Source organism: Fibrella musci (genome assembly GCF_041321105.1).
Lineage (GTDB): Bacteria > Bacteroidota > Bacteroidia > Cytophagales > Spirosomataceae > Fibrella > Fibrella musci.
Genome location: NZ_JBGGWD010000003.1, coordinates 701536 through 726819, shown reverse-complemented (window position 1 = coordinate 726819; position 25284 = coordinate 701536). Strand labels below are relative to the sequence as shown.

Annotated in this window: 18 protein-coding genes; 9 read left to right on the top strand and 9 right to left on the bottom strand. The window is 56.5% G+C overall.

The genetic code is table 11. From position 1 onward, the window contains the following. Positions 1-56 precede the first annotated feature (56 nt). From ACAW74_RS12915 to ACAW74_RS12905, 3 genes are read left to right on the top strand one after another with little or no spacing between them, the layout of a single operon-like run. Entirely contained in the window at positions 57-1610 is a 1554-nt protein-coding gene (locus ACAW74_RS12915; RefSeq protein WP_370698612.1) for an IPT/TIG domain-containing protein, read from the top strand. Between the two features lie 27 nt (positions 1611-1637). After that, positions 1638-2519, top strand: coding sequence for a hypothetical protein (locus tag ACAW74_RS12910; RefSeq protein ID WP_370698611.1), 882 nt, complete (start codon positions 1638-1640; stop codon positions 2517-2519). Positions 2520-2551: 32 nt separating this feature from the next. Beyond that, a complete protein-coding gene (locus ACAW74_RS12905) occupies positions 2552-4006 on the top strand; it encodes an LbetaH domain-containing protein (RefSeq protein WP_370698610.1) in 1455 nt (484 codons plus the stop codon). Positions 4007-4067: 61 nt separating this feature from the next. Here ACAW74_RS12905 and ACAW74_RS12900 read toward each other — a convergent pair whose 3' ends face one another. The 9 genes from ACAW74_RS12900 to ACAW74_RS12860 form a co-directional block, all read right to left on the bottom strand. Beyond that, complete coding sequence (locus ACAW74_RS12900) at positions 4068-4859, bottom strand: TPM domain-containing protein (protein ID WP_370698609.1); 792 nt, start codon at positions 4857-4859, stop codon at positions 4068-4070. Between the two features lie 96 nt (positions 4860-4955). Next, a complete protein-coding gene (locus ACAW74_RS12895; protein ID WP_370698608.1) occupies positions 4956-5381 on the bottom strand; it encodes a TPM domain-containing protein in 426 nt (141 codons plus the stop codon). An 87-nt stretch (positions 5382-5468) separates the two neighbouring features. Then, complete coding sequence (locus ACAW74_RS12890) at positions 5469-6059, bottom strand: LemA family protein (protein ID WP_370698607.1); 591 nt, start codon at positions 6057-6059, stop codon at positions 5469-5471. Positions 6060-6251: 192 nt separating this feature from the next. Further along, entirely contained in the window at positions 6252-7355 is a 1104-nt protein-coding gene (locus ACAW74_RS12885) for a BamA/TamA family outer membrane protein (RefSeq protein ID WP_370698606.1), read from the bottom strand. 125 nt (positions 7356-7480) lie between these two features. Next, complete coding sequence (locus tag ACAW74_RS12880) at positions 7481-8251, bottom strand: DUF4397 domain-containing protein (RefSeq protein ID WP_370698605.1); 771 nt, start codon at positions 8249-8251, stop codon at positions 7481-7483. Between the two features lie 82 nt (positions 8252-8333). Continuing rightward, positions 8334-9875, bottom strand: coding sequence for a SusD/RagB family nutrient-binding outer membrane lipoprotein (locus tag ACAW74_RS12875; protein ID WP_370698604.1), 1542 nt, complete (start codon positions 9873-9875; stop codon positions 8334-8336). A gap of 137 nt (positions 9876-10012) precedes the next feature. Beyond that, positions 10013-13126, bottom strand: a complete 3114-nt coding sequence (locus tag ACAW74_RS12870) for a SusC/RagA family TonB-linked outer membrane protein (protein WP_370698603.1) — start codon at positions 13124-13126, stop codon at positions 10013-10015. A 146-nt stretch (positions 13127-13272) separates the two neighbouring features. After that, positions 13273-13959 carry a TIGR04283 family arsenosugar biosynthesis glycosyltransferase gene (locus tag ACAW74_RS12865; RefSeq protein ID WP_370698602.1) on the bottom strand — a complete coding sequence of 229 codons (687 nt, stop codon included), beginning with the start codon at positions 13957-13959 and terminating at the stop codon, positions 13273-13275. Between the two features lie 152 nt (positions 13960-14111). After that, a complete protein-coding gene (locus tag ACAW74_RS12860) occupies positions 14112-15590 on the bottom strand; it encodes a DASH family cryptochrome (protein WP_370698601.1) in 1479 nt (492 codons plus the stop codon). Between the two features lie 231 nt (positions 15591-15821). Between ACAW74_RS12860 and ACAW74_RS12855 the strand changes: the two genes are divergently transcribed. The 6 genes from ACAW74_RS12855 (at position 15822) to ACAW74_RS12830 (ending at position 25103) form a co-directional block, all read left to right on the top strand. After that, the gene (locus tag ACAW74_RS12855; protein WP_370698600.1) at positions 15822-16799 is read left to right on the top strand and encodes a T9SS type A sorting domain-containing protein; all 978 of its coding nucleotides are present in this window, start codon (positions 15822-15824) and stop codon (positions 16797-16799) included. 154 nt (positions 16800-16953) lie between these two features. After that, a complete protein-coding gene (locus ACAW74_RS12850) occupies positions 16954-19377 on the top strand; it encodes a TonB-dependent siderophore receptor (protein ID WP_370698599.1) in 2424 nt (807 codons plus the stop codon). Between the two features lie 135 nt (positions 19378-19512). Next, a complete protein-coding gene (gene nadB, locus ACAW74_RS12845; protein ID WP_370698598.1) occupies positions 19513-21096 on the top strand; it encodes an L-aspartate oxidase in 1584 nt (527 codons plus the stop codon). A 79-nt stretch (positions 21097-21175) separates the two neighbouring features. Further along, positions 21176-22384 carry a 5-(carboxyamino)imidazole ribonucleotide synthase gene (locus ACAW74_RS12840; RefSeq protein ID WP_370698597.1) on the top strand — a complete coding sequence of 403 codons (1209 nt, stop codon included), beginning with the start codon at positions 21176-21178 and terminating at the stop codon, positions 22382-22384. Positions 22385-22391: 7 nt separating this feature from the next. Next, positions 22392-23543: a helix-turn-helix transcriptional regulator gene (locus tag ACAW74_RS12835; protein WP_370698596.1), complete on the top strand. Its 1152-nt coding sequence runs from the start codon at positions 22392-22394 to the stop codon at positions 23541-23543. Between the two features lie 51 nt (positions 23544-23594). Then, entirely contained in the window at positions 23595-25103 is a 1509-nt protein-coding gene (locus ACAW74_RS12830) for a S41 family peptidase (protein WP_370698595.1), read from the top strand. Positions 25104-25284 lie beyond the last annotated feature (181 nt).

Genomic DNA, 25284 nt, shown 5'->3' with positions numbered 1-25284 from the left:
ACTTCTTGGTGACCAATGGAATATACAGTTGTCGAAACGCCATCCTCTGTCTATCTATGAACCGTTTATCACTCATCGTAGTACTGTTACTGGTCAGCCTGACAGCCTGCGAAAAGAAAAAATATCCACCCCAACTCACCGCCGTAAGCCCATCCCGAGCGCCCATTTTTGATGAGGTGGTGCTTACAGGCAGCCAGTTTGGTGATAACCCGACGGTGTTATTTGGCGGTGAAGTCGCCGATATCCTAAGCCAGTCGGAGTCGCGGCTGACGGTCGAGGTTCCCTACATGTCGCTGGGGGCCACAACCGTGCGCGTGCAAAACGCCGACGGTAGCTCCGACCCGTTGCCGTTCACGGTACAGCAACCCCTGCCCTATGCCACCGACCTGACCCCGTCATCAGGCCGTGTTGGGAGCACCGTTCTGATCGAAGGCAGCTTCCTCAACGGGGTAACGGAAGTGCGATTTGGCGGGGGGACGTCGTCGCCAGCCTCATTTCAACAGGTGGGTGATGCCATCCGGGCTACCGTACCCGCCAACTCCACCACTGGTACGATCTGCCTGCGTAATGCCGCCGGGGTAAACTGTAGCTTTCGGACGTTTACCATCGACATTCCGCAACCCGCGCCGGTGATTGGTGGCCTCAGCCCCAGCCAGGGCGTTGGCGGTACGGAGATCACCATCAGCGGGCAGAATCTCCAGAGCGTTCAGGAAGTGAAGATTGGCGGACAAACGGTGGCCGCCCGAAGCAATACCAGCACCAGCCTGAAAGTGACCGCCCCTACGTTCAGTAGTCTGGCCGACGTTGCCGTGACCGTCCGTACCAGCGGAGGGACGTCGAACGCATGGAATTTTAAAGGTGCCCCCACGCCAAGTATCGACAAAGCCCGTTGCGTACCTACGGGGCTGATTCCTGGCTCGGCGCTTACGCTAAAGGGTAGCCATTTCAACACGGTGTCCGAGGTGTGGGTGGGTAACGCGGCCGTTCCGGCGAGTCAGTTTATCCGCAGCAGCGCCGATGAAATAACTCTGAAAGTGCCAGCTGGCGTGACTAATAGCGACGTCAATGTACGGATCGTGAATCAATACGGTACCCACGCAGGCGAGAACTTCGCCCTAGTTACAAGTGGTAGCGGACTCAATACGGGCAACGTCGGTACAGGTAGCACAACGCCGATTCTAAGCTACCAGAGCGACGCCTGCCGCCCCAACTACTTTCTGTTTTGCTACAACGGGAAATGGGTGAAATACTACGTAGATAACAATCCGCTGACTGGGGCAGTAGGTTGCGAAACCGGCATTTTCTACACAACGAGTACGCTCGGCGGGTCGGCCTACAATGTGTACACAGAGCGATATACGGCGGCGGCACCGCCATTCACACTGATGCTGGAGTTGACTTCCGACAAGAAACAATTCACAGGTTTTGTGGTCCTGACCGCACCAAACGGTGAGCGGTTCTTTGGAAACGTCGTAAAATCTGGACAAATCAATGCTGGTGATATTATCGCTATGTCGCCGACAACCGGTACGGTTGTTCGGTTATGTGCCTTGCGCAATGAGGGTAGCTCCCAATACATCAGCGGGCAAGCCTGTAGTGTCTGTAAATGAATTGCCTTCCCCGCCTTTTGACGACCTATGAACAAGTACCTTTTTATCTTCTTCATCCTCACTGCCCTGCCAACATACGCCCAAAAAACGCGGGCGGAGAAGCTGGATTCGGCCTATAACGACCCGTTCTTTTTTCCGACGGTATCGGCCATCATTCTGCCGAAAGGGTTTGTGGAAGTGAACAACTTCGCCAGCCTGTTCTCGACCAATCAGCTATTTACGAACGAGGCGCGCCGGACCAATTTGAATCTTCGGCTGAGCCAGTTTACCAATCAGTTGCAGTTCACATGTGGCGCCTCGGCAACGAGCCGGTTCAACATCGGCGCCGATCTGCTCTACACAAAACTGAGGCTCGACGCTAACCCCGATGCGTCTGGCTGGGGCGTTTTTGGCCCAGCGTCGACCGCCCTTGACACACAAGAAGCATTTACGCAGGTGGGGCTGCGGGTACGTTGGAAACCCGTTGCCCGCAACCGAAGTCTGCTGCTTCAGGGAGGTCTCTACCTGCCTATCTACAAACCCGGCGAGAGCCAGACGCAGCTACAGCTACAGGTAATCCGGGTGTATGAGCTAGGCCGTAAGCTGTTTCTGTATGCACAACCCGGTCTGGTCTATTCATTGCCAAAGCAACAATTACGTGGAAGTTTGGCTATCCCCATTACGGCGCTGGTGCAATACCAGCTTCAGACCCGTCTGGGGCTGGTTGGGCTGGTCAACCATACTGCTGGACTTACCAAGAATGCCGACGGTGTTTTCGCGCAAACCAGCTGGAACACGCAGGTTGGCGCGGGCTTACAATATCAGCCGTCATTACAAGTTGGTTTCAGTGCGTTTATGACGCAGTATATCCTGGGCAAAAACAGTGGAATATTTCAGACGGTCAATCTCGGTATTCGGGTCATTATATAAGTATGTCTACTGTAGAATTACGAATTCCCACTATGAGCCAGATCTATCGACTTATTCTTGCTTTTCTATTGATCGTCAGTGTGTTTACGGCATCGGCTCAGACGCTACTGATTGATTACAATTACCAACAGCCAGCCGCCAGTCGGTGGGCGACGCTCGTTGGCGCCGACACGGTATACCGCCCAGACCGAAATATCCCGATGCGCCGTGTTCAAGATGTGCGCGTGGTGGTGCGGAACGTGAATATGGAGGCTCTACGGCCCGAACTGGTCATTCGGCAGGGCCTTAGCCTCGACTCGTCGCTACGCACAACAATGTCGTCTTTACTGACAACCGTGGCCTCGCTGGCGGCTCCCGCCGGGGTCGATCTGAAGTCGATGATGGGTATGAAAAGCCGGGGAGCGGCGCCCACGCAGTTGCTCTACGCGCCCATGCAGGTAGATCTCGACGACGTGCGTGGGTTCGAAACGGCTTCAGTGGTCGATCTCGATGGCCTGATCCGGAACCGGCTGAACGAGGTGCACAAGTGGCAGCAGGTACGTGAGCAACTGCGGCAGATTCGCTACGACCCTACGCTGCCTAAACAGGAGGCGCAACGTCGTTGCCAACAGGCGGCGCAACAGCTAACGGCCTCGGCGCAGACCCTATTGGCCGACGAAGCCCAGGCCCGCCAGGCTGTGGAACGTATTGCGGTCGAAAATGCAGAGTATTTAAAGTTTGCGCTGGCGACCCTACAGCACCGAACCGTTTCGGCAACGGCGTCTGTAACAACTACGGCAAGGGGTGATCAAGCAGCGCCAGTTTTTACAGACTTTGTGATTGCCGAAGCCGTTCGGTTGCATCAGAAAGCTATTCCCGAGGATCTGGCTAGTCAGCTCTCTCAGGTACTTGGCGATGTGGTTACGCACTATCAGGCAGTACAACGTAACCCCTACGCGACTGTTTTTCAGGCGAAGGCCGACAAGAATACAGAGTCGGTGCTGCTGCAATTTTATGAGAGTACACCCGCCGGTGCGGCCCGGCGATTGGTACGGAGCGAGCCGTTTTCGTTGGCCCAGCCCAATCAACTCCAGATTGTAACGAGCTTCGGCCTGTCATTCATCGCCTATAGCCAGCGATTACAGTCGTACGGGGTCGTGAATGGAAAAGTGGCTGCCTCTGAGTTGGACTGGCTGACGCCCGCGCTATCGGGCTTTTTTCACATGATTAGCCGGTCGGAAACGGCGCGGGTGCGGCTTGGCGGACACCTGGGCGTGGGTGTGCCGCTTACTGAGGCGAAAGGCGTTTGTTTTATGATAGGGCCATCACTGGCTGTTGGCCGTAGAAGTAACGTGTTGGTGAATGCTGGGGCTTTCACTGGGCGGGTAACCCGACTGGGAGCAGGCTTGCAGGTGGGCGATGCCTATTCAGGTACGTTACCCACCGCCACCCGGTATGAATGGGGATTTCACGTTGGGGTATCTTACCAGCTAAACCTAAAGCGTTAACCAACGCAACGGCCGCTTGGCTGTTTGCTTGGCAGACTTACAGGGGAAACTATACGCTGTTTTAATAATCGCCGCCTGCACCACCGCCACCAAAGTCGCCGCCGCCGAAGCCGCCAAAACCGCCGCCGCTGCTGCCACCGCCACCCCAGTTGCCTGAGGAATTACCCCAGCCTGAGAAGGTGCTGTAGGGGAAGAAAACGGGACCCCCACCACCACGGTAGCCTGTGCCGCCCCGGCCACCACCGCGCGATTTGATGAAGATGTAGAGGAAGAAAATGATGAACGCGATGATCAGGAACGTACCCAGCGGGCTGCCCTCTTCGGTGTCGGCTGGGTCGGCTTTATACTCGCCACCGGCTCGCCGGAAGATCTCGGTGGTCGCTTCGTCGAGGCCCTGATAATACTGCTGCTGCTTGAAGTTAGGGACAATGATCTGGCTGATAATCCGCTTGGCGATGGCGTCGGGGATGGCTCCTTCCAGCCCCCGGCCGGTGGCGATGTAGATCTTCCGATCGCCGGTGGCCCAGAGTAACACAAGCCCGTTGTTTTTGCCTTTCTGGCCGACGCCCCACTTCCGCCCAATCGAGAACGCATAGTCGGCAGGCTCATAGGGCTGCGTCGATTTGACAATCACTACGGTTACCTGCGACGACGTTGAGTCGTTGTAGGTAACCAGTTTTTGCTCGAGTTGAGCCTGCTCGCCGGGCGAGAGCATGCCCACCAAATCGTTGACTAAACGGGGCGGTGCCGGGCGGGCGGGCAACTTATCGTCGGGAACCTGCTGCGCCCACAGGTGCGGCGCAACCAGCAGGCTGATTGCCCAGATAAGCAGCAAAAGGGGACGTGTAGGCAAGGTAGGTGCGTTCACAAGGCGTGTCGTATCGAAGCCTTCGCTTCGTCGTTTACAAACAGGGTGTTTTCAGATAGCCAAAGCTGTTGCCTGGCGGGCTTACCCAAACGAAATATCATCGGGCAGTTCATTGACGTCGTCGGGTGCGCAGGGAAAATACTGTTTCAGTTGTTGTCCCGCCTGCTCGACGCCCAGGCTCAGGCCCGTCACCAGATCGTTGGCCGCAAAGTGCTGGCGCATCAGGCTTTTGGTACTGTCCCAAAAATTTGCAGGCACTTTGGTGTTGATACCCGTATCACCGACAACGGCAAACTTCCGGTCGCCATACGCCACGTAGAACAGCACCCCGTTCTGCTCCTTGGTCTGGTGCATGCCGAGGTGTTGAAACACGGCAATGGCGCGTTTTATGGGGTCGCCTTCCGGGCACTGCTCTTCCAGATGCACCCGGATTTCGCCCGACGTATCACGCTCAGCCTGCCGGATGGCGGCCATCAACTGCGCCTGCTGATCTGCGGTGAGGGTCATAAGTAATTGAGTGAATGAGCGAATGAGTGAATGAGCGAAAAGGGCAATTCCCTAAATTCACTCATTCGCTCAATCACTCATTCACCATTATTTCGTGTCAAAATCAACCGTGGGGGCGGTTTGGGCGGCTTGGCTGGCTTCGAACAGCCCTTTGCGGCTAAATCCGAAGATACCCGCGAAGATGTTGTTCGGGAACGACCGCACCGACCGGTTATACTCGGTAGCGACGCCGTTGAAGTCGTTGCGGGCTACTGAAATCCGGTTTTCGGTGCCTTCCAGTTGCGCCTGTAACTCCGAGAAGTTCTGCGTGGCTTTCAACTGCGGATAGCTTTCAGCCACAGCCAGCAGGCGCGAGAGCGAGCCGCTTAGCTGATCTTGCGCAGCCTGGAATTTCTGGATGTTTTCGGGCGTGAGCTGATCGGCGTTCAGATTGATACCAGTGGCGTTGGCGCGGGCCTGAATCACGCTTTGCAGGGTGCTTTTCTCAAAATTAGCTGCTCCCTGAACGGTCTTTACCAGATTTGGAATCAGGTCGGCGCGGCGTTGGTACTGCGTCTGCACGTTGGCCCAGGACTTATCGACCTGCGTGTCTTTATCAACTAAGCCGTTGTATGAGCTACAGCCATACATACCCAACAGGGCAGCCACAACGACGAAAATAATTAATCCTCTTGACATGGTGTTTGCGTGGTTTGCTTGAAATGGTTTCGGTCCAGTAAACGCGTCAAAGCTAGTAACAGTTATGAATTATCGATAAGCATTTATCAAGGGTAGGTGCTAGCCGATGCCAGACGGCCCTACAAATGGACAAGCGGACCCTACTTTCCAGCCTGAGTAAGGTTACTCAACGAAGGGATTGATCATACGTCTTTAGAAGGCCTCACCGATGGTCAGATAAACCCCACTGGAACCCGTGCCGGTATAAGGAGCCCCTCGCCCATAGTCGAGCCGGAGGTTGACTAGATCGCGGTTGACCCGAAAACGCAGGCCCGCTCCGTAGGCCGCTTTGGGGTCGTTGAGCCGGAGAAAATCGCGTTGATTGCCCAACGTACCCACCGATCCGAAGGCAACGACACCTAGCCGCCCCCATACATTCACGCGCAGTTCGGCCTGAAGCAGCGCCAGGTTATCGTCGCGGTAACGGCCCTCGTAGAAGCCGCGGCCGCGTTTGGTCCCACCCAGCAGGGAGAGTGCGTTGAAAGGGGCAACCCCGCCCGTGGTCACACTCAGCACATAGTTGAGGGCCAGCGTCGTGCGTCGGTTCAGCGGATGATACGAGGCGACGTCGGCTACCCAGCGGTCGAAACGTACCCCGCTACCCACGGCCTTTCCCTGGCTTAGAAAAGACAGGTCGGCAACCAGACCCTGGCTGGGGTAAAAGACATTGTTGCGCGAGTCGAAAAACAGGCCCGTGCCCACACCCGACAGCACACTGCCCAGGCCGCCAGATACGTTGCCTGTGGCTAGTAAGCCGTCGGCCGTAACGCTGGTGATGGCGTAGTTCTCGTATTGATAACGAAGGCCCGCATACAGGCCCCGCCCCGGCTTACTCGGGTTGGGTTTCGAAATGCGCCGGAACACATTCACCCGAACCCGAGGAAAGTTAACCCCGTAGAGCTCGTTGGGTACGTCGCGCTGCCCCACGCCGAAGAAAAAGTAATTGTATTTGTAGTAACCCAACTCGCCATTAGCGAAATACAGGTTGTTTTTATAGAAGACCTGAAAAGGCAGGTAAAAGAGCAACTGTTTGTTCTGCGTGTAAACTGCCCCGAGCGTCACTTGCGAAGGGCGCACATTGCGCGCAGTATCGCCCCGAAAGCGGAACGTGGCCGTAGCGGCTACGCCATAGCCTAGCCGGGTTTCGGGTGTATAATAAAGAACGGGCAGCGGGAGCAGACTGAACCGCTTGGGCGGAGCCGTCGAATCGGGCGGGGGGCAGGCTAGGAGTGTGGTGAGCAGGAGCGACGCATACATACACATCTATACGCCGAATACCACCCGAAGGTTTTTAACCCAACCCACAGGTACGTGTTAAACGAAAAGCGGCCAGCCCGTTGGATGGGCTGGCCGCTTTAACGAATGGGCGTATAGGATTGACGCTATCGGTTCACATAACCGTTTAGGGCGGGTGCTGCGGTTCCCGTGCGGCCGGTTACGCCCCGAGCAAACAGCGTGAGTACCCGGCCATCATTAGCGCTGGTGAAGGCATAAGTTGTCCCGATGTTAGTGGCCGACCCCGTCGCGCGCAATAGGAACGACTGGCTACCGATAGCTGGCACCGTTATGAATGACGATGCGGCTTTATACGCTACTTGCCGGGCAACGACCGTCGTGCCGTCAGCGAGCAGTACGTCGTACGTGGTCGTTCCGGGAATCAGGTTCACAAACCGGACGTAGAAATTGGTCGTCGGGCTAAGTGGTGCTAAGTCATCTTTCAGCAAGAAGGTTTCAGGCTGCGAGCCGGTGCCTGTTACGAACAACGAGTAGTACGCGTTGTCGTCGAGGGTGGCGGTTGTCGAGCCAATGGCCGTAGCGCTGGCGACTGTCGTGGTGGCAGGCGAAGTCAGGCTCAGCGATACCGAACCGGGCGATGCGATGGCGTAGTTGCTGCCCGTGCCGGGGAAGGTGCTATTGAATGGCAGACCGACGGCAAAACCGGGGCTCGTGGCCGTGGCGCCGCTCGGCGCGTTGGCACTGAATTTTTTGCCGTTGATAGCCAGTTCAATACCGCCCGGCAGATCAGGCGCGGCGTTGATCAGCTTCAGGCGGGCGCCCGAGGTAACCATATCAGCCGGAATAGACAGCGCGTTTTTCTCGCAGGAAGCCAATAGCAGCCCTACCGACGCGACGAGATAAAGAAGGTGTTTCATAGGAAAGAGTTTAATGTTTGAGGTTTAATGTTTGACGTTGGTTGTGCGAACGTTAAACATTAAACCTCAAACATTAAACGAATTAAGGTTGAGTGAACCACACGGGTTTGGTGTGGAAATCAAGATCGAAACCGCCGATTTTGGTCAGCGCCGGGATGTTCCAGACATACTCGGAGTTGTAACGCGGGCGGAGCCGTTGTACCGGTTTGCCCCCGTTATCGCCGTAGAATGTGTTGGGCAGGGCGAACGTTGGGAACGCATCGGCGCTGTAGTTATAACGGCGCAGATCGGCCCATTGCTCCAGGAAGCCCCAGCCCCACTGCGCAATGTACTTCTGCGACATGATCTGGCCGAGCGTGAGGTTGGCAGCGACAGTCGGCACCACCAGCGGGTTGTTCAGGAAAGCCGTGCGGTCGGCGCTAGGTACGTTCACATACGAGGCCGTCATGTGAGCTTCGATGCCTTTTTTGTACGCGGCCAGTGCCGTAGCCTTGTCGCCTTTGATGAAGGCTGCCTCGGCTTTGATGAACTGTAACTGGGCGTAGGTCATCAGTGGCAGCGGTCCTTTGTCGGTAAACAGGAACCGACCCAACGTACCCACGGGTGGGTTTACGTTGACGGGCAGGCCCCACACGTTTACCGTGCGTGAGGCTACCGGCGCTGAGGCGGCCGTCGACTGACCCTGACCCGGATTCAGGCCACGGTAGACGCCGTCGACGCTGGGAACGAGCATAATCGGCAGGCGTGGGTCTTTCACCGTGGTCACCGTACCATCGAGCAGCCGGAGTACGTAGCTCGACTGGACAAACGAGTTCATGTTCTGGCGAATAGGGCCAAAGAAGCTGGCATCGGCAGTGCTCAGGCCGTTGAAAGTCATAACGGCGTCGTCGGCATTGCTCACGAGTGAACTATCCACATACTGCATCACCTTGTCGGGGTTGTAGGTCCCTTTCTTGTTCGACAGGTGGTGGGCGTTGATTGCCAACAGGCCGTAGGCAAAGCGTTTCCACTTGATGCGGTCGCCTTTGTAGATCTGGTCACCCCGCGCCAACTGCACCGACGAAACGTTGCCATCGGCCCGGTTCAGGTTCTGGATCGCATCGGTTAGCAGTTGCTGCACCTTGGTATACACCTCCGGCTGCGTGTTGTAGCTGAAGATGTTCTTGTTGGGGTCGAGGTCATACGCTTCATCGAGGATAATCTCGCCGTGTACGTCGGTCAGCATCTGCCAGCCCCAGGCTTGTAGCACAAGCCCGACGCCCGCGTAGTCCCATTTCTGGTTAGTCTGTGCGTCTGAAATCAGATTAAGCAGGTTACGCCCACCGCGCCAGTACACGTTCCGCCACAGTTCGCCACCCGCATCGCTGGCCGGTACGTACCCATGTAAGTCCCAGGCATCGTTGGCCGCCGCCGAACTCTGCCAGTTCTGGACGTAGCGGCCAATATACCGGGCGTCAAACTGAATCCCCAATGCATACTGGTTCTGGATGGGAGCCAGCAACAGAGCCGCCTCCACATCGGTGGGGTTGTTGGGGTTCTGGTTGATGTCGAGGTAGTCTTCGCAGCTACTCAACAGCAGGGCCATCCCGACAAACAGGATAGCGATGTATGATTTAAATCTCATGATAAAGAGGGTTACTGTCTTCTGTTCATCGTCCTCTGTTCACTGTCTTCTGTTGGCTAACGCCAGAATAGACTTGCGCCATCTAACAGAAGACAGTGAACAAAGGACGGTGAACAGAAGACTCAAAACTGGTTTCATTAGAAGCCGACACTGATACCAACGTTGTAGGCTCGGGGCAGCGGAATATTACCAAAGTCGATGCCGTAACCGCCCGATCCACCCGTTACGCTGTTGCTGGCGTTCACGCCGGGGTCGCCGCCCGTATAGTTGGTCAGCAGCAACAGGTCGGTGCCGGTTGCAAATACGCTGAGCGATTTGAACACCCGCGAATTGGCCAGTACCGACGGGGGCAGGGCGTAGCGCAACGTTACTTCCTTCACGCGTAGCCAGTTTATGTTCCGCTCGATGAAGGTTTCATCGGCCAGCGTACTTTGCGACGTAGCCGTTGGGCCGTAGAATGCGTTGTTGTAGTACGGGATCACCTGGATGTTGTTAGGCGTCGGGTTGGCGGTGTTTTCCAGCCCGTCTTTCAAGACACCCTGAACGATGCGCGGGGTTTCACGGTCCAGTGTTTTGGTGCTTAGCCCATTCCGATACAAGTAGTCTTCCGTCGCGTTAAATACGTCGCCGCCCTTCCGGATGTCGAGCAGGAGGTTTAACGACAGGTTTTTGTAACGGAATGTGTTCAGGAAGCCCATCGTGAAGTTGGGGTTCCGGTCGCCTACGACGCGCCAAACGGTTTCAGTGATAGGCAGGCCCGTAGCTGGGTTGATCAGGATGTCGCCCCGGTCATTACGTAGGTAGGAGTTACCCGTCAGTGTCGTTATCGGACCACCCGGCCGGGCGCCGTTCCGAATATTGAGGTAGATCCAGGTGTCCGAATTGTAGAACTCCGTCAAGTCGTTGGGCAGGGTTTGCAAACGGCTGTTCGTCTTCGTGAAGTTCAGCGTCGAGAACCACGAGAAGTTGGGCTTACGGATCGGCTCGGCCGTCAGCGATAGTTCAACGCCTTCGTTGTACAGGCTACCGCCGTTGATGGTTTTCAGGACGAAGCCTGTACCGTAGCTGATGCGCAGGTCGCGGATGATCTGGTCGCGGCTCGTGGTGCGGTAGTAGGCCGCGTCGAGACCCAGCCGACCGTTGAAGAATTGCAGCGCAAACCCGGTTTCAAACGAGTTGACTTTCTCGGGGCGCAGGAACGGGTTGGGGGCCGTGAAGCCGTAGCTGAAGCCGCCGCCCGTGGTGGTCTGGCTTTCGTAGGCCTGATTGGTGCTGTAGGCCGGAGCTTCTTTCCCCACCTGCGCCAGCGACACCCGGAATTTACCCGAGCTTAATGCCTTGCGGAAACCGCCGTCGGGCAGCACGTCGGTGAACACAAAGCTCAACGAAGCCGAGGGGTAGAAAAACGAGCGGTTAGCCGCCGGGAACGTACTCGACCAGTCGTTGCGGCCCGTTACGGTCAGGAACAGGTAATCATCATAGCCAATGGTAGCATCGCCAAATGCCCCGATCAGCCGCCGTTGTGCCAGCGTCGACAGCGATTTCTGCGTCAGGGGGTCGGTGTTGTTGATCGACGTGAACTCGGGGTTCAGGAACTTCTCACCCCGGGTCGCCAGCGTGTTGGTTTCGTTGTCGTAGATCGCCTGCCCCACGCGCAGTGACGTGCTCACTTTGCCAAACTGCTTTTTAGCCGTCAGGAAATACTGCCCCGTGAAGACGCGGCCGTTGTCGGTTGCCTGGTCGAGCGACCCCGCAATCACCCCACCGGCCCGGTTCGACTGCGGATGGTATTTGATGAGGTAATTGGCCGAGTACACGTCCAAACCCACACGGCCCGTAAAGGTCAGCCAGTCGGTGAAGGTGTAGTTCAGGCCGATGTTAGTGATCGCCCGGTTGATACGGTCGCGAAGCTGATTCTTGTTGACGTCGAAATAGGGGTTTTCAATCTCGGTCCCTGCCGTCGTCACACGTTTCCGCAGGCCAGTCGTCGGGTCGATGTATTCCCGGATGTTATCATTGGCTGGCCATGACAGCAACCCCAGCAAAAAACTGTTGGCACCCTTCGATACCTTCACGTTGTCGGTGTTGATGTACTGAATCGTCGATTCGAGCGAGAGTTTGTCGGTGATCTTGGCCGTACCCCCCAGCGTCAGGTTCAGACGCTTGAGGTTGGTGGTTGGAATAACCCCTTGGCTGCTCAGGTAGCCCGCCGAGAATCGGTAGGTATAGCGGTCGGTACCGCCGTCGAACGCGATGTTGTGGCGTTGGCCCAAGCCCGTGCGTAGGAACCCTTCGCTGTTGTTGTAAAGCGTGTCGGCTTCCGTGTAGCGGGGACCGAAGGCTGTAAAGCTGGAGTTTTGCGACAAACCGTTGTTGCCTTGCCCGTATACGCGCTGCACCTGCGGCAGCGGACCCGGCTGTTGCCAGGTAAACGTCGAGCTGTACGAGATACGGCCCTGTCCCGCCCGACCTTTCTTGGTCGTGATGATGATGGCACCGTTGGCCGCGTCGACGCCGTAGAGCGCGGCCGCCTCAGGCCCTTTCAGCACCGTGATCGACTCGATATCGTTCGGGTTGATGTCCTGCGCCCGGTTCGAGAAGTCGACGGTGCGGTTCTCAAACGAGGTAGCCGAGTTTTTCGACGCCACGAAGCTGTTGCTGGCGGCCGTGTTGTTGCTGATGGGCATCCCGTCGATCACATACAGGGGCTGGTTATTGCCGCTGATGGAGTTGACCCCGCGAATCAGCACGGTCGATGACGAGCCGGGCATCCCGCTCGAGGTAGCTACCTGCAGACCAGCTACGCGGCCTTGCAGGGCGTTGATATAGTTGTCGCGCTGCGAGGCGGCCAGTTCGTCGCCTTTTACTTCGGCGGTGGCATAGCCCAACTGGCGTTTTTCGCGCTTGATGCCCAACGCCGTAACAACGACCTCGTTGAGGTTGCCGGCTTCGGGAGCCAGCGAAACATTGATGACGTCGGCCGTACCAACGACTACGTCGCGTGACTTGTTGCCGATGAAGCTGATACGAAGCGTTTGGCCGGCGTTGGCCTGAATGCGGAAATTGCCGTCGGCGTCGGCAGTGGTACCGCGCGACGTACCCAGCACCACGACGCTGGCTCCGGGAACGGGTGAGTTGTCTTCAGCCGATGTGATTTTACCCCTGATCTCGCGGTTCTGTGCAATGGCCATTCCCAATGAAAGGCCAAACACCACCACAAGCAGCAGGAGTCGACGTAGCGATTGCTCCATAGTTGAGGAAGGTTAATGAAATGATAATGATTGTCAGCAACAAATTTGTCTATAGGCTGACAGGATTAAAAGAGCGTTAAGTAGTTATTAGTATTAAAATTTAAAATATGAGTATATAAACTTAAGTATGTCGATAGATTTGTTAACTAACGGAGTAATTGTCTATACGTTTTGGCAATCCGATTCGGTGAGACATGGCATCTGAACAAAACGACGGCTGTCAGATTGGCCAATTGCACGCGCAACCACGAGTTTCGTTCATATTTCCGGGCCGATACAACTACGTTCTTTGGAATGATAGCAAAACGGGCCATCTGTTCCAGTCGCGTAATGATGTCGAAGTCTTCCATGATGACAAACCGCTCATCGAAACCGCCGAGCTTATCGAACAGATCGCGTTGTAGAAACAGCGTCTGATCGCCACCCCGGCTGGCGACCCCGCCAAAACGCGTGGCATAACTGTTGAGCCGCAGCAACAGGTGGTTAGAGTCGAAGCGAAAGCGGTACCGACCCGCCGGATACCCGTCGGCAATGGCCCGCTGAATGTCGGAAAGAAAATCGGGGTGGAGGCGCACGTCGGCGTGCACAAAGTAAAAGACATCGCCGGTAGCGTGGGCAGCACCGTGGTTCATCTGGGCAGCGCGGCCCGGTCGGGGTGAGGTCAGCACGGTAGCCCCGGCGCGGCGAGCCAGTTCAACCGTCTGGTCGCGGCTCCCCCCATCAACGACGATCACCTCGGCCAATTGAGTATCAGAATAGGTAATGGCATCGGTAACAACCTGCGTAATGGTTGCCCCTTCATTCAGAGCCGGAATAATGACGCTGAGCTTCATGTAGGTATGTACGGAAATGAGATACGGTAGGGATTGGGGTAATTAATGGACAATGTACGATGCACAATGAACAATGGGTTCGCGTCAGCCAATTGTGCATTGTGCATTGTGCATTGTGCATTGTGCATTGTGCATTGTGCATTGTGCATTAATTACCGATCGCCGACCTGCCACGTTGCGGGGTCGACGATGGGTAGCGGGTATTGTTTACCCAGCGTTATGCCGTACGCTGTCTGCTCAGAAGGGGTAAGGGTCGATACCTGATGCACCTTATCGGCAGGTACGTTGGCGAGTTCGGGCAACCAATGCTTCACGTAAGCCCCCTGCTCATCGTAGCGACTGGCCTGACCGAGAATATTGAAGTAACGGGGTTGGTTGCCGCTACCTGAGCGCGGATCGTTGCCGACACCGGCCTGGTAATTCCAGTTGCCCCAGTTGCTGCACGGGTCATAATCGACCAGCTGACTTTCGAACCACATGGCGCCCCAGGTCCAGTCGATGCCGAGCTCTTTGACCAGAAAACTGGCTACGTTCTGCCGACCCCGATTGCTCATAAAGCCCGTCTGAAGCAGCTCCCGCATGTTGGCGTCGATGAATGGGATGCCTGTTTCACCTTCGGTCCATCGCCCAAACAGGGCCAGATCGCGCTCCCATTTTTTACTGATGTCGTACCGAATGCCCGATGGCTTGAAAATGCGCGTGCCGAATTTGAGAGCAACAAACCGGAAGAAATCGCGCCAGATCAATTCAAAAATAAGCCAGTAGGTTGAGTCGTTGGCGACTCGTTCCTGTTCGTAGCGTTTGATGTCATGATAAACTTGCCGGGGCGACAGGCAGCCGTGCGCCAGCCAGGCCGAAAACTTGCTCGAATAGTCTTCACCCAGCAGGCCGTTGCGGGTCTCTTTGTACGTTTTGATCAGCTCGCGGTCCCAGATGTACCCGTTCAGTCGGGCCAGAGCCACCGACTCACCACCCCTGAACGGCACGGCGGCACGTTTGTCGGGGGTAGCGGCTACGGCCTGCGTCTCGGCGTCGAACCCAAACGTATCGGGCGTAGGCAGGGCACCCGCTTCAATATGGCCCGCCAGATTGATCTGGTCCGGCGTCGCGACGAGCGGACGTACCTGCACCTGCTTTTCCACCTGCTGACGAAACTGCGTAAAGACGTCAGGGAGCTTGACCACGTTGAAGGGCAGATCGCGGACGTGGTAGAGCGTACTGGTCCAGAAAAACTCGATATCGATATTGAGCGGTTTCAGCCGTTTCGACAGCGCCGACTCTATGTCGGTTTCTTCCGACGTTACTTCCTTACTGGCATATATGGCGTCGGCATCGACCTCTTCGGCCAGATCGGCCAGGATCCGGGCGGGGTCGCCTACTCGCACAATGAGATCGCCGCCCCGGGCTCGCAGGCTGCTCCGTAAATCGGCCACCGATTCGAGCAGGAAATTGGTGCGCAATAGCCCTGTCTTCTTGATGTTGAGCGTAGGCAGCAGCCGAAACGCCGCCGGGTCGAAAACATACACGGGGAGTACCTGCCGGGCCTGCGTGCAGGCGGCCGCAAAGCCTTCATTATCGTGCAGGCGCAGATCATTACGAAACCAATAGAGAATCCGATTGGGGGTGGTCATGCCGAGTTGTTGATTGAGTCGATACGTTCTCAACCGCTACCCGAACTGAAAAGTTAAGAAGCGTTTACAGGACCGCCAGGCGGCTCTGGCCAGTCGACAGCGCTAATCTGCTTACTAAGTATACCAGAAAGTGATGTCGTGTACAGGTGGCATGTTTATTGTTTTTATTTAGGTATATACATTGGTCTATTCGTATACACTATACTGCTCACTGCGCTCACCTCCACCGTCATGAAACAGGGTCTATTAACCTGCCTATTCAGCCTATGGCTGCTGGCTACTGCCGGAGCACAAACCTGCACAACTACGGCCGCTGGTAATTGGGCAACCAACACGATCTGGAGTTGCGGAACGGCACCGTCGGGTACGTTTTCCGGAACGATCATCATTGAGCATAACCTGACGATCACCAGCGACATTACGATCAGCGGAAAAGTAACCATCATCCTTCGCAACAACGCTACGCTAGACGTGCGGGGGAAAACCACGTTGCTATTATCCAACAACCAGTCGACAGTCAGTATAGGGGCGGGATCGAGTGTGAGTGGCCAAAATGCCAATTCGATTATCACCATCGGGACGGCACCAACCAGCCACTCGTACCGGATGAACGGCGCCGCCGCCATCAGTGGCCCGGACGTGATGACTAACAACGGGTTATTGAGCGCGCTGCCCGTTGAGCTGACCTACTTTCAGGCCACCCCGGAGGGCCGCTACGTGTCGCTGTCGTGGCAAACGGCCAGTGAGCAGAACGCCGCCCGGTTTGTGGTGGAACGCAGCCGCGATCTGGGCGAATTTTTGCCCGTAGGTACCGTTGAGGCCGTTGGTATGAGCCAGGTACGTCAGCAATATGGGCTACTGGATACACAGCCATTGAGTGGTACAAGTTATTACCGCCTGCGCCAGCTCGATCAGGATGGACGGTCTGTGGCGGGGCGACCCGTAGCTGTTCAGCGCGACGAAACCCGGCCGACGTTGCTGGTGCTGGAAAACCCCGTGTCGGGAACTGTTGTGCGGCTGAATACGCAGGGACTCGACGGGGCCACTTACCAACTGACAGACACGCAGGGGCGGGCCATTGCTGTAACAGGTCAGGCTCAGGCAAATGGTGAAGTGACCCTCACTCTGCCCGCACAACTAACGGGGGTGTATGTACTGACGGCCTGCCATCCCGGCGGGGTCGTAGCCAAGCGTATCCTGGTCAGGTAGGGTTTATACGCAGCCATAAAGACGCAGATTGAGCCTACGATTTCTACTATTTAGACAAATTCTATAATTTTTCCTCAATAGTTTTGATTGAATCTAAATAGCCACAACCTTTGCGCTATCAATACTAAGTCTAAATAGAAGTATTGATCAGCGCATGACCTCTTCGATACGTACCAACGCCATCATATTCCTTGCTCTTTGTTTACCAGTAATCAGTTTTGCCAACCCAACCAACCGGCCTGATTCGACCTACGTACTAACCAACGACGATGACAATCAGCGGGGTAGTGTACATGGCCGCATCGTCACGCAGGATGGGCAACCCGCCGCTTATGTGTCTATTACAATTAAAGGCACAGCTAAAGGCACCACCACGTCTGACGACGGTAGCTATCACCTGCGCCATCTGGCCCCTGGTGAGCACACCCTAGTGGTATCATTTGTTGGTTTGCAAACGCAGGAACAGACCATTACGGTAACGGCCGGCCAAACGGCTCAACTCGACCTGACGCTGACCGAAACAGCCCGGCAACTGGGCGAAGTGCAGGTGAAAGGGTATAAATCGACCAATCAGGTGCCGGTAGCGGTGGGCAAAGTGGCGATCAAGCCGATGGACCTGCCCCAGAGCGTCGCCGTGGTAGAACGCGACGTGCTGGATCGTCAACAAACCCTCCGCCTCAGCGACGTGTTGGCCAACACCAACGGCGTCTACATCTCGGGGAGCACGGGCGGTTTTCAGGAAGAAATTTCGGCTCGCGGCTTTGCGTTCGGGAGCAGCAATACCTTCAAAAACGGCGTTCGGTTCAATAATGGGGTCATGCCCGAAGTATCGTCGCTGGAGCGGGTTGAGGTGCTCAAAGGCTCATCGGCCATTCTGTTCGGTAACGTAGCCGCCGGTGGCATCCTGAACCTGGTGACCAAAAAGCCACGCTTTGAGGCGGGCGGGCAGGTGTCGATGCGCGTCGGGAGCTTTGGTTTCTACAAACCCTCGTTTGATGTGTACGGTGGCCTGACGCAGAACATCGCCGTGCGCCTGAACGGTACCTACGAAAATAGCCGCAGCTTCCGCGACGACGTGCGCGGCGAACGAATCTACCTGAACCCGTCCATTCTGGCGAAAATCGGTGCTCGTACCGACCTGTTGCTCGAAGCCGATTACCTGCGCGACAAACGGACGCTCGATTTCGGGATTGGAGCCATCAACTACGCCATTCCCGACGTACCCAGAAATCGGTTCCTGGGAACGGCCTGGGGCTACAATGAGGTGAAGCAGACGGGTGTAACGGCCACGCTGACCCACCGCCTGACCGACCAATGGCAGGTACGTGCCACGGGGGGGCTGCAAGATTTCAGCAGTGACCAGTTTGGTACTACCCGCCCCAACGCCAGCAGCCAGTTTATCAAAACCAACGGCGACTGGCAGCGCGGTATCCAACGTACCCAGGTCGATGAAAAATACTATATCGGCCAAATCGACTTGACGGGCCAATTCAGCACGGGTACGATCAAACACACGCTGCTGATTGGTGCCGACGCCGACCAGTACCGCACCAACACAACGGCTTTCAACCCGCTGGCGAAATACGACACCATTAACGTCTTCAACCCCGCCAAGTACCGCCTCCGCACCGACGTACCCACGCTAACCGCCCGTCAGCTGACGCAGGCACCCATCGACCGGGCCGGGGTGTATGTGCAGGACCTGATTGCCCTGACCAACAAACTAAAAATGCTGGCCGGGGTACGTTGGAGTTACCAGCAAACAAGCAGCACCGTTACGACGCTGAACGACAACAAGGCCACCACGACGACCAACTTCGACGATGCCTTCACGCCTCGCTTCGGGCTGGTGTACCAACCCCGCGAAACCACGGCCTTGTTTGTGAGCTATGCCAACTCGTTTGCGCTCAATACGGGTGTCGACGTGGCGGGCAACGCGCTGCCACCGTCGTTCATCAACCAGTATGAAGCAGGTATCAAAAACGACCTGTTCAACGGACTGCTGTCGGCCAACGCCACGGTGTACCAGATCAAAAACAGCAACCTGGCCCAGACGAGTCTCGAAAACGGCAATACCAACGCCAACATCAAAGAACTGGCAGGCGAAGTGACGAGCCGCGGCGTGGAGGTCGACGTGAAAAGCAAGACCATTCGTGGGTTCTCGTTCCTGGCGGGTTATAGCTACAACGAAACGCGCTACACGCAGAGCAACACGTACATTGTGGGGAGTCTGCTGCGCTACAACCCGAACCACACGGCCAACGCGAGCCTCTTCTACACGCTGCAACGCCCCGGCTTCGGGCAGGGCCTGCAACTGGGCTTCACGGCCTTCTACGTGGGCGAACGGCAGGCCGGCCGCTCAACGCGGGTGACCGTGGCCAATGATACGTACCGGCTGATCGAATTGCCCGCCTACACGCAGCTGAACGCCTCGGTTGGGTACGTTCGGGCCCGTTACGCCATCCGCGCCAACGTGACCAACTTGCTGAATCAGCTCAGCTACAACGTGCACGACGACAACAGCATCAACCCTATCGCTCCGCGTCAGGTATCGGCCACGCTCTCGTGGAACTGGTAGGCGTCTACGATAAATAAACGCCACACAAAAAGGGCTCCGTTGCGCCGTATCTGGGGGATATCGCGCAACGGAGCCCTTCCTGATTATAAAGTTACCGGCGGATAACGATCTTTGAGGCACTAAACGGTAAACCTGATGCCCCACTCATTCGATTATTTAATCATCGGCTCCGGCATTGCGGGGCTGAGCTACGCCACCAAACTTGCCCGGCATTACCAACAGGAGGGGCACGACATTCGGATTGGCGTAATCACCAAAGTACAGGCCGACGAAACCAACACGAAGTACGCGCAGGGGGGAATTGCCGGCGTATGGTCGCCCGACGATACCTTCGAGAAACACATCAACGATACGATGGTGGCGGGCGATTACCTGAGCGACCCGCATATTGTGGAGATCGTGGTGCGCGAAGCTCCGCAACGCATTCAGGAACTGATCGACTACGGCACCCGCTTCGATAAAGAAGCCGATGGCGACTACGACCTGGCCAAAGAGGGCGGGCATTCCGACAAACGGATTCTGCACTTCAAAGACATCACCGGAGCCGAAATCGAACGCGCCCTGCTCGACACCGTCAAGCAATACCCGAGCATCGAAATCTTCACCCACTACTTCGCCGTCGACCTGATCACGCGCCACCACCTGGGCGAAACCGTGCATCGCTACGACTCCAACAACGAATGCTTCGGCGCGTTTGTGCTCGATACCAATACCGGGCAGGTCGAGCGGTTTCTGGCCCGCACGACGCTGGTGGCTACCGGCGGCATTGGGCAGGTCTACCAGAACACGACTAACCCGGTCATTGCCACGGGCGACGGCATCGCCATGACGTACCGCGCCAAAGGGATTTGTAAGGACATGGAGTTCATCCAGTTTCACCCGACGGCGCTCTACGAACCCGGTAAGAAACCCAACTTCCTCATTTCGGAGGCGGTACGGGGCTTCGGCGGTATTCTGAAAAATATAAAGGGCGAGACGTTCATGGAAAACTACGACGACCGCCTCTCGCTGGCCCCGCGCGACATTGTGGCCCGCGCCATCGACTCCGAAATGAAAAAATCGGGTTCGCAGCATGTATACATCGACGTGACCCACTGCGATTACGAGAAATTTATTGAGCACTTCCCCAACATTACGGCCTATTGCAAAGACAAACTCGGCCTCGATTTGCGGAAAGATTTCATCCCCGTTGTGCCGGCGCAGCATTACATGTGTGGCGGTATCCGGGTCGACGAATATGGCCGCACGAACATTCACCACCTCTATGCGGTGGGCGAATGTGCCTGCACCGGTCTGCACGGGGCCAACCGCCTGGCCTCCAATTCATTGCTGGAAGCTATCGTGTTTGGGCACCGGGCCTATGAGAAATCGGTCGAGGAGTTCGGCGAGACGCAGATCCATCAGGAGATTCCGGTTTGGGATGACAGCGGCACGACTCACCCCGAAGAGCTGGTGCTGGTGACGGAGATCAAACGCGAACTGGAAGCCATTATGTCGAACTATGTGGGTATTGTGCGCTCAAACCGCCGCCTCAAACGGGCGATGGACCGCCTCGAACTGCTTTACATCGAGCACGAGGAACTGTACCGGCAATCGAAGGTGTCGGTGCCCATTACCGAACTACGCAACATGATCGAAGTGGCCTATCTGGTCATCAAAGCCGCCATGTCGCGGCGCGACAACCGAGGCCTGCATTTCAATATCGACAACGTAAAGTAGAGCCCGCAGCGGCGGACCGTGCAATCCCTTGCGGCTTATCACGCGTCAGCAACAAAGAGTGGCGACTCCGCTAGTAACTATGAACCAAAACCATCCGGCGGCTGAGACGCAAAGGGTTGCGTCTCTACAAAATCAAACCATTGGCATATTGGGCGGGGGGCAACTGGGCCTCATGCTTATTCAGGCTGGCATCGACTGGAACCTGCGCATTCACTGCCTCGACCCCGATCCGCAGGCCCCCTGCAAAGACCTCTGCACCCAATTTACCGTCGGCTCGCTTACCGACTACGACACCGTGTACCAGTTCGGGCAGTCGGTCGACGTGCTGACCATCGAGATTGAAAAGGTAAACGTCGACGCACTCGAAGCCCTCGAGCGTGAAGGCAAGCGCGTGTATCCGCAGCCATCGGTAATCCGGCAGATTCAGGATAAACGTACCCAGAAGCGATTCTATCAGGCGCACAACCTGCCCACGGCCGATTTCATCCTGACCGACGACCGGGCGCATGTAGCCCAGCTCGTACAGGACAGCTTGTCCCGCCCCGGCGGGATACCTGAACTGCTTCCCGCTTTTCATAAGCTGGGCCGCGACGGCTACGACGGGCGCGGCGTGCAGCGCATTGCTACACCCGCCGACGCCGACAAGGCCTTCGACGCACCCGGCGTGCTCGAAAAAGCGGTCGATTTCGAGAAAGAACTGGCCGTGATCGTCGCCCGCAATGTGGACGGGGAGGTACGTACCTTCCCGACGGTCGAGATGGCGTTTCATCCGGAACTGAACCTGGTCGAATTCCTTTTTTCCCCCGCTGACATTTCGCCATCTGTCGACGAGCAGGCGCAGGCGATCGCCCGGCAGGTGGCCGAGGCCTACGGCATTGTAGGGCTGCTGGCCGTTGAGCTATTTTTGGATAAACAGGGCAAGGTGCTTATCAACGAAGTGGCCCCGCGTCCGCACAACAGCGGTCATCACACCATCCGGGCCAACCGCACCTCGCAGTTTGAACAACACTGGCGGGCTATCCTGAACCTGCCGCTGGGCGATACCACCGCTCACGGCCCCGCCGCGATGGTGAACCTGCTGGGCGATCCCGGCTACAGCGGCCCGGCGCATTACGAGGGGCTGGGTACGTTGTTGGCCATGCCCGGCGTATCGCCGTTTTTTTACGGCAAAGCTCAGACCCGCCCCGGCCGCAAAATGGGCCACATCACCGTGCTCGATGAGTCGGTGGCGGCGCTAAAAGAAAAAGCGTTGCTGGTGAAAGACAGTATTCGGGTAATCAGCCACTGACAGGCACATGACCATCGCCCCGCTCGACCTGATTCTGCTGCTGGGAACAGTACAGGGGTTCATCCTGGCGGGGTTGCTGTGGTTCAGTCGGAAAGGGCGCCGCCTGTCGAATCGGCTGCTGGGCGCCCTGCTGTTCTTTCTGGCCCTGATGAGCTTCGCCATGAGCGTGCCAATCGTACATCCCTGGATTGGTGTTGCGCTCGACCTGATCCCCTGGATTATGGTGATGCCGCTGGGGCCACTTATCTACTTCTATACGCAGTCGGTACTGGATCCGGCTTTCCGGCTGGGCCGGGCCGAGCGGTGGCACTTCTACGCTGTGCTGCTTGACTGGGGAAAGCCAATCATCGGCTGGACATTCGCCATCGGCTGGCTGGTGGGCCTGATTCCGAAGGCAGACGGCCCCGACTGGGGGCAGGCTATGCAGGCCTATGACACCTATGCCGACATCCCGCGCTGGCTTTCGCTAACAACGTACCTGATCCTGACCCGGCTGAGGCTGGTTCAGTTTGAGCAGTCGGCGCAAAGTACCGAAGCGACGCAACGAAAACGCAACTGGCTGCGGCAGTTCATGAATGGGATCATCGGCTTGCAGGCGATCTGGCTTTTATTCATGCTGACGTACCTGATTCCCGGCTGGCGTGTCCCGCTGATCGAGCAACTCGGCTGGCACCTGGTGTACGTACCCATCACCATACTGATCTACTGGCTGGGGCTGCGTGGTTATCAGTGGGCGCGTGAAGAAACCGAACCAACACTCACCAAAGCCAGCGGGGCTGAACTGACGGCCGAAACGGTGACACAGGTGGCCGACGCCCTGACCCACGCGATGGAAACCGACGGGCTCTATCTGAACCCCGAACTGACCCTCGATAAACTGGCCCGACATACACAACTGAACCCTAAGCTGATTTCGGCCGTCCTGAACCAGCACCAGGCGACCAACTTCAACGGATTTGTGAATGCCTATCGAGTCGAGGCTGTGAAGCAACGCCTGACCGACCCCGCCTATGCCCATTTCACGCTTACGGGCATTGCCTTTGCGTGCGGCTTCAACTCGCAGGCAACCTACCAGCGGGTTTTTAAACAGCTAACCGGCTTTTCGCCGAAGGAATACGCCCAACAATCAGGCAAAAACAGCAATCAAATCAGGATTTGAGCAGTTTGGGGTGATTACGTAGCCTTGCTTTGGCAGAAATGACCAACAGCTATGAAAACGGCACGCCTCCTTACGGCCCTGCTTTTAGGCATTAATGCCACCCTCGCTTTCCCGCAGAGCGATTCGCTCCGAACGCGCCTCCTGACACCCACTGCGATGCAGGCCGACGTTGCCTACCTGCGCCGACTGTTGCAGGAAACGCACCCCGGCCTGTATCGCTACGTCCCCCGGCCGGTCATGCAGGTGCGGCTGGATAGCCTGGCCGGGCAGTTACAGCACCCGCTTCCTTTCTATGCGTTTTACGGGAAAATTGAGGGTCTGCTGGCCAGCATCCGGTGTGCGCATACGCATGCGCTACCGCACAAAGACTTCGACAACCTGTTTAGGCGTACCTGGAAAACACTGCCCTTCTTTATGCTGCCAACCCAAGACAAGTCTTATGTGCTGTTTTCTGGCGATGAGCGCGTAAAACCTGGGTATGAATTGCTGACCATCAACGGCCAGTCTATCAAAGCGATTCAGGCCATACTGGAGCCCTACCACTGGGACGACGGGTTTATCCAGACCTCCAGAAGCCAGACGATGAAAGGCTGGTTGTTTAATCTGTTTTATTACTGGTTCATCGACCAGCCCGATACGTATCGCCTCACGTTTAAGAGCCTGAGTGGCGACACGGTGCGCGTGGAGGTACCTGCCATGGCTGAAACGCCCGTCTTCAATCAGATGAAAAAGCTGGCGGTCAACAAACAAATGCTGTCGTGGTACGTCACGAAACCAACCCGCCACCCCTGGCGCGTATCCTTTCCCGACGACGTACCCCAAACGGCTCACCTTCGGCTCGACAGTTTTGGTGGGAAAGGGATAAAGAGCAACGCCGAAGCCGTTACGACGTTTAGCGCGTTCATGGACAAACTCATGGCAACGCTGACCAAAAAAGGGATTCAGCATCTGATTGTTGATCTCCGTGCCAATCCCGGCGGCTGGGATAGTCAGGGTATCGAGTTATTTCGGTATCTGGCGAAGGCAGATACGGCGGTTCAGTATTATGCCCGGCAACACAGCATTACCGACAATAGTGAGTCGGAGTTTATTCAGTTCTCCGATTTATCCGAAGCGGATCGTAAGAATGTGAAAAATGAACTGGAACGCGAAGCCGACAGTACCTTCACCCTCAAGGGAAGCGGCGCTACATTCATGCCCAAGCCCAACCGATTTCGAGGCAACGTGTACATCCTGATGGACGGAGCGAGCGCGTCGACCACGTCGGAGTTTCTGGCCGTAGCCCATGCCAACCGGGTCGGAACGTTTATTGGCGAAGAATCGGGCGGGGCGTATGAAGGGGGCAACGGCGGCAGTTTCGTGCACCTGACGCTGCCTCAGTCTGGTATCCAGGTAACCACGCCGCTTGTTTCTTACCGCAACGCCGTGCCCGAACCTTCTCAGAAAGGCCGGGGTACATTACCCGACCACGCCGTCAGTTTCACCCTCGACAACTTGTTGAACCATACCGACGCGGTACTGGACTACACAAAGGAACTGATCCGAAAGGGCGGGAAGTGAACCGGTAGCTGCACGCAACGTACCTAGCCTTTATCACGGCGGAGCCCAAACCCGCCCCGGCGGCAGAATAGGTGGTATTATTGTGCCTGATGTATTTATTAAGCACTTGAAAGACAAGGCTATTTTACTAATTACGCATTCAGGTAATTAGTAGGTAGTAGTCCTAAAGTTTACGTTCTTG

Excerpts from the sequence above, each read along its gene's own strand:
- ACAW74_RS12915 (WP_370698612.1), top strand. The coding sequence starts at position 57 with ATGAACCGTTTATCACTCATCGTAGTACTGTTACTGGTCAGCCTGACA.
- ACAW74_RS12910 (WP_370698611.1), top strand. The coding sequence starts at position 1,638 with ATGAACAAGTACCTTTTTATCTTCTTCATCCTCACTGCCCTGCCAACA.
- ACAW74_RS12905 (WP_370698610.1), top strand. The coding sequence starts at position 2,552 with ATGAGCCAGATCTATCGACTTATTCTTGCTTTTCTATTGATCGTCAGT.
- ACAW74_RS12895 (WP_370698608.1), bottom strand. The coding sequence starts at position 5,381 with ATGACCCTCACCGCAGATCAGCAGGCGCAGTTGATGGCCGCCATCCGG.
- ACAW74_RS12890 (WP_370698607.1), bottom strand. The coding sequence starts at position 6,059 with ATGTCAAGAGGATTAATTATTTTCGTCGTTGTGGCTGCCCTGTTGGGT.
- ACAW74_RS12885 (WP_370698606.1), bottom strand. The coding sequence starts at position 7,355 with ATGTATGCGTCGCTCCTGCTCACCACACTCCTAGCCTGCCCCCCGCCC.
- ACAW74_RS12880 (WP_370698605.1), bottom strand. The coding sequence starts at position 8,251 with ATGAAACACCTTCTTTATCTCGTCGCGTCGGTAGGGCTGCTATTGGCT.
- ACAW74_RS12875 (WP_370698604.1), bottom strand. The coding sequence starts at position 9,875 with ATGAGATTTAAATCATACATCGCTATCCTGTTTGTCGGGATGGCCCTG.
- ACAW74_RS12870 (WP_370698603.1), bottom strand. The coding sequence starts at position 13,126 with ATGGAGCAATCGCTACGTCGACTCCTGCTGCTTGTGGTGGTGTTTGGC.
- ACAW74_RS12865 (WP_370698602.1), bottom strand. The coding sequence starts at position 13,959 with ATGAAGCTCAGCGTCATTATTCCGGCTCTGAATGAAGGGGCAACCATT.
- ACAW74_RS12860 (WP_370698601.1), bottom strand. The coding sequence starts at position 15,590 with ATGACCACCCCCAATCGGATTCTCTATTGGTTTCGTAATGATCTGCGC.
- ACAW74_RS12855 (WP_370698600.1), top strand. The coding sequence starts at position 15,822 with ATGAAACAGGGTCTATTAACCTGCCTATTCAGCCTATGGCTGCTGGCT.
- ACAW74_RS12850 (WP_370698599.1), top strand. The coding sequence starts at position 16,954 with ATGACCTCTTCGATACGTACCAACGCCATCATATTCCTTGCTCTTTGT.
- nadB (WP_370698598.1), top strand. The coding sequence starts at position 19,513 with ATGCCCCACTCATTCGATTATTTAATCATCGGCTCCGGCATTGCGGGG.
- ACAW74_RS12840 (WP_370698597.1), top strand. The coding sequence starts at position 21,176 with ATGAACCAAAACCATCCGGCGGCTGAGACGCAAAGGGTTGCGTCTCTA.
- ACAW74_RS12835 (WP_370698596.1), top strand. The coding sequence starts at position 22,392 with ATGACCATCGCCCCGCTCGACCTGATTCTGCTGCTGGGAACAGTACAG.
- ACAW74_RS12830 (WP_370698595.1), top strand. The coding sequence starts at position 23,595 with ATGAAAACGGCACGCCTCCTTACGGCCCTGCTTTTAGGCATTAATGCC.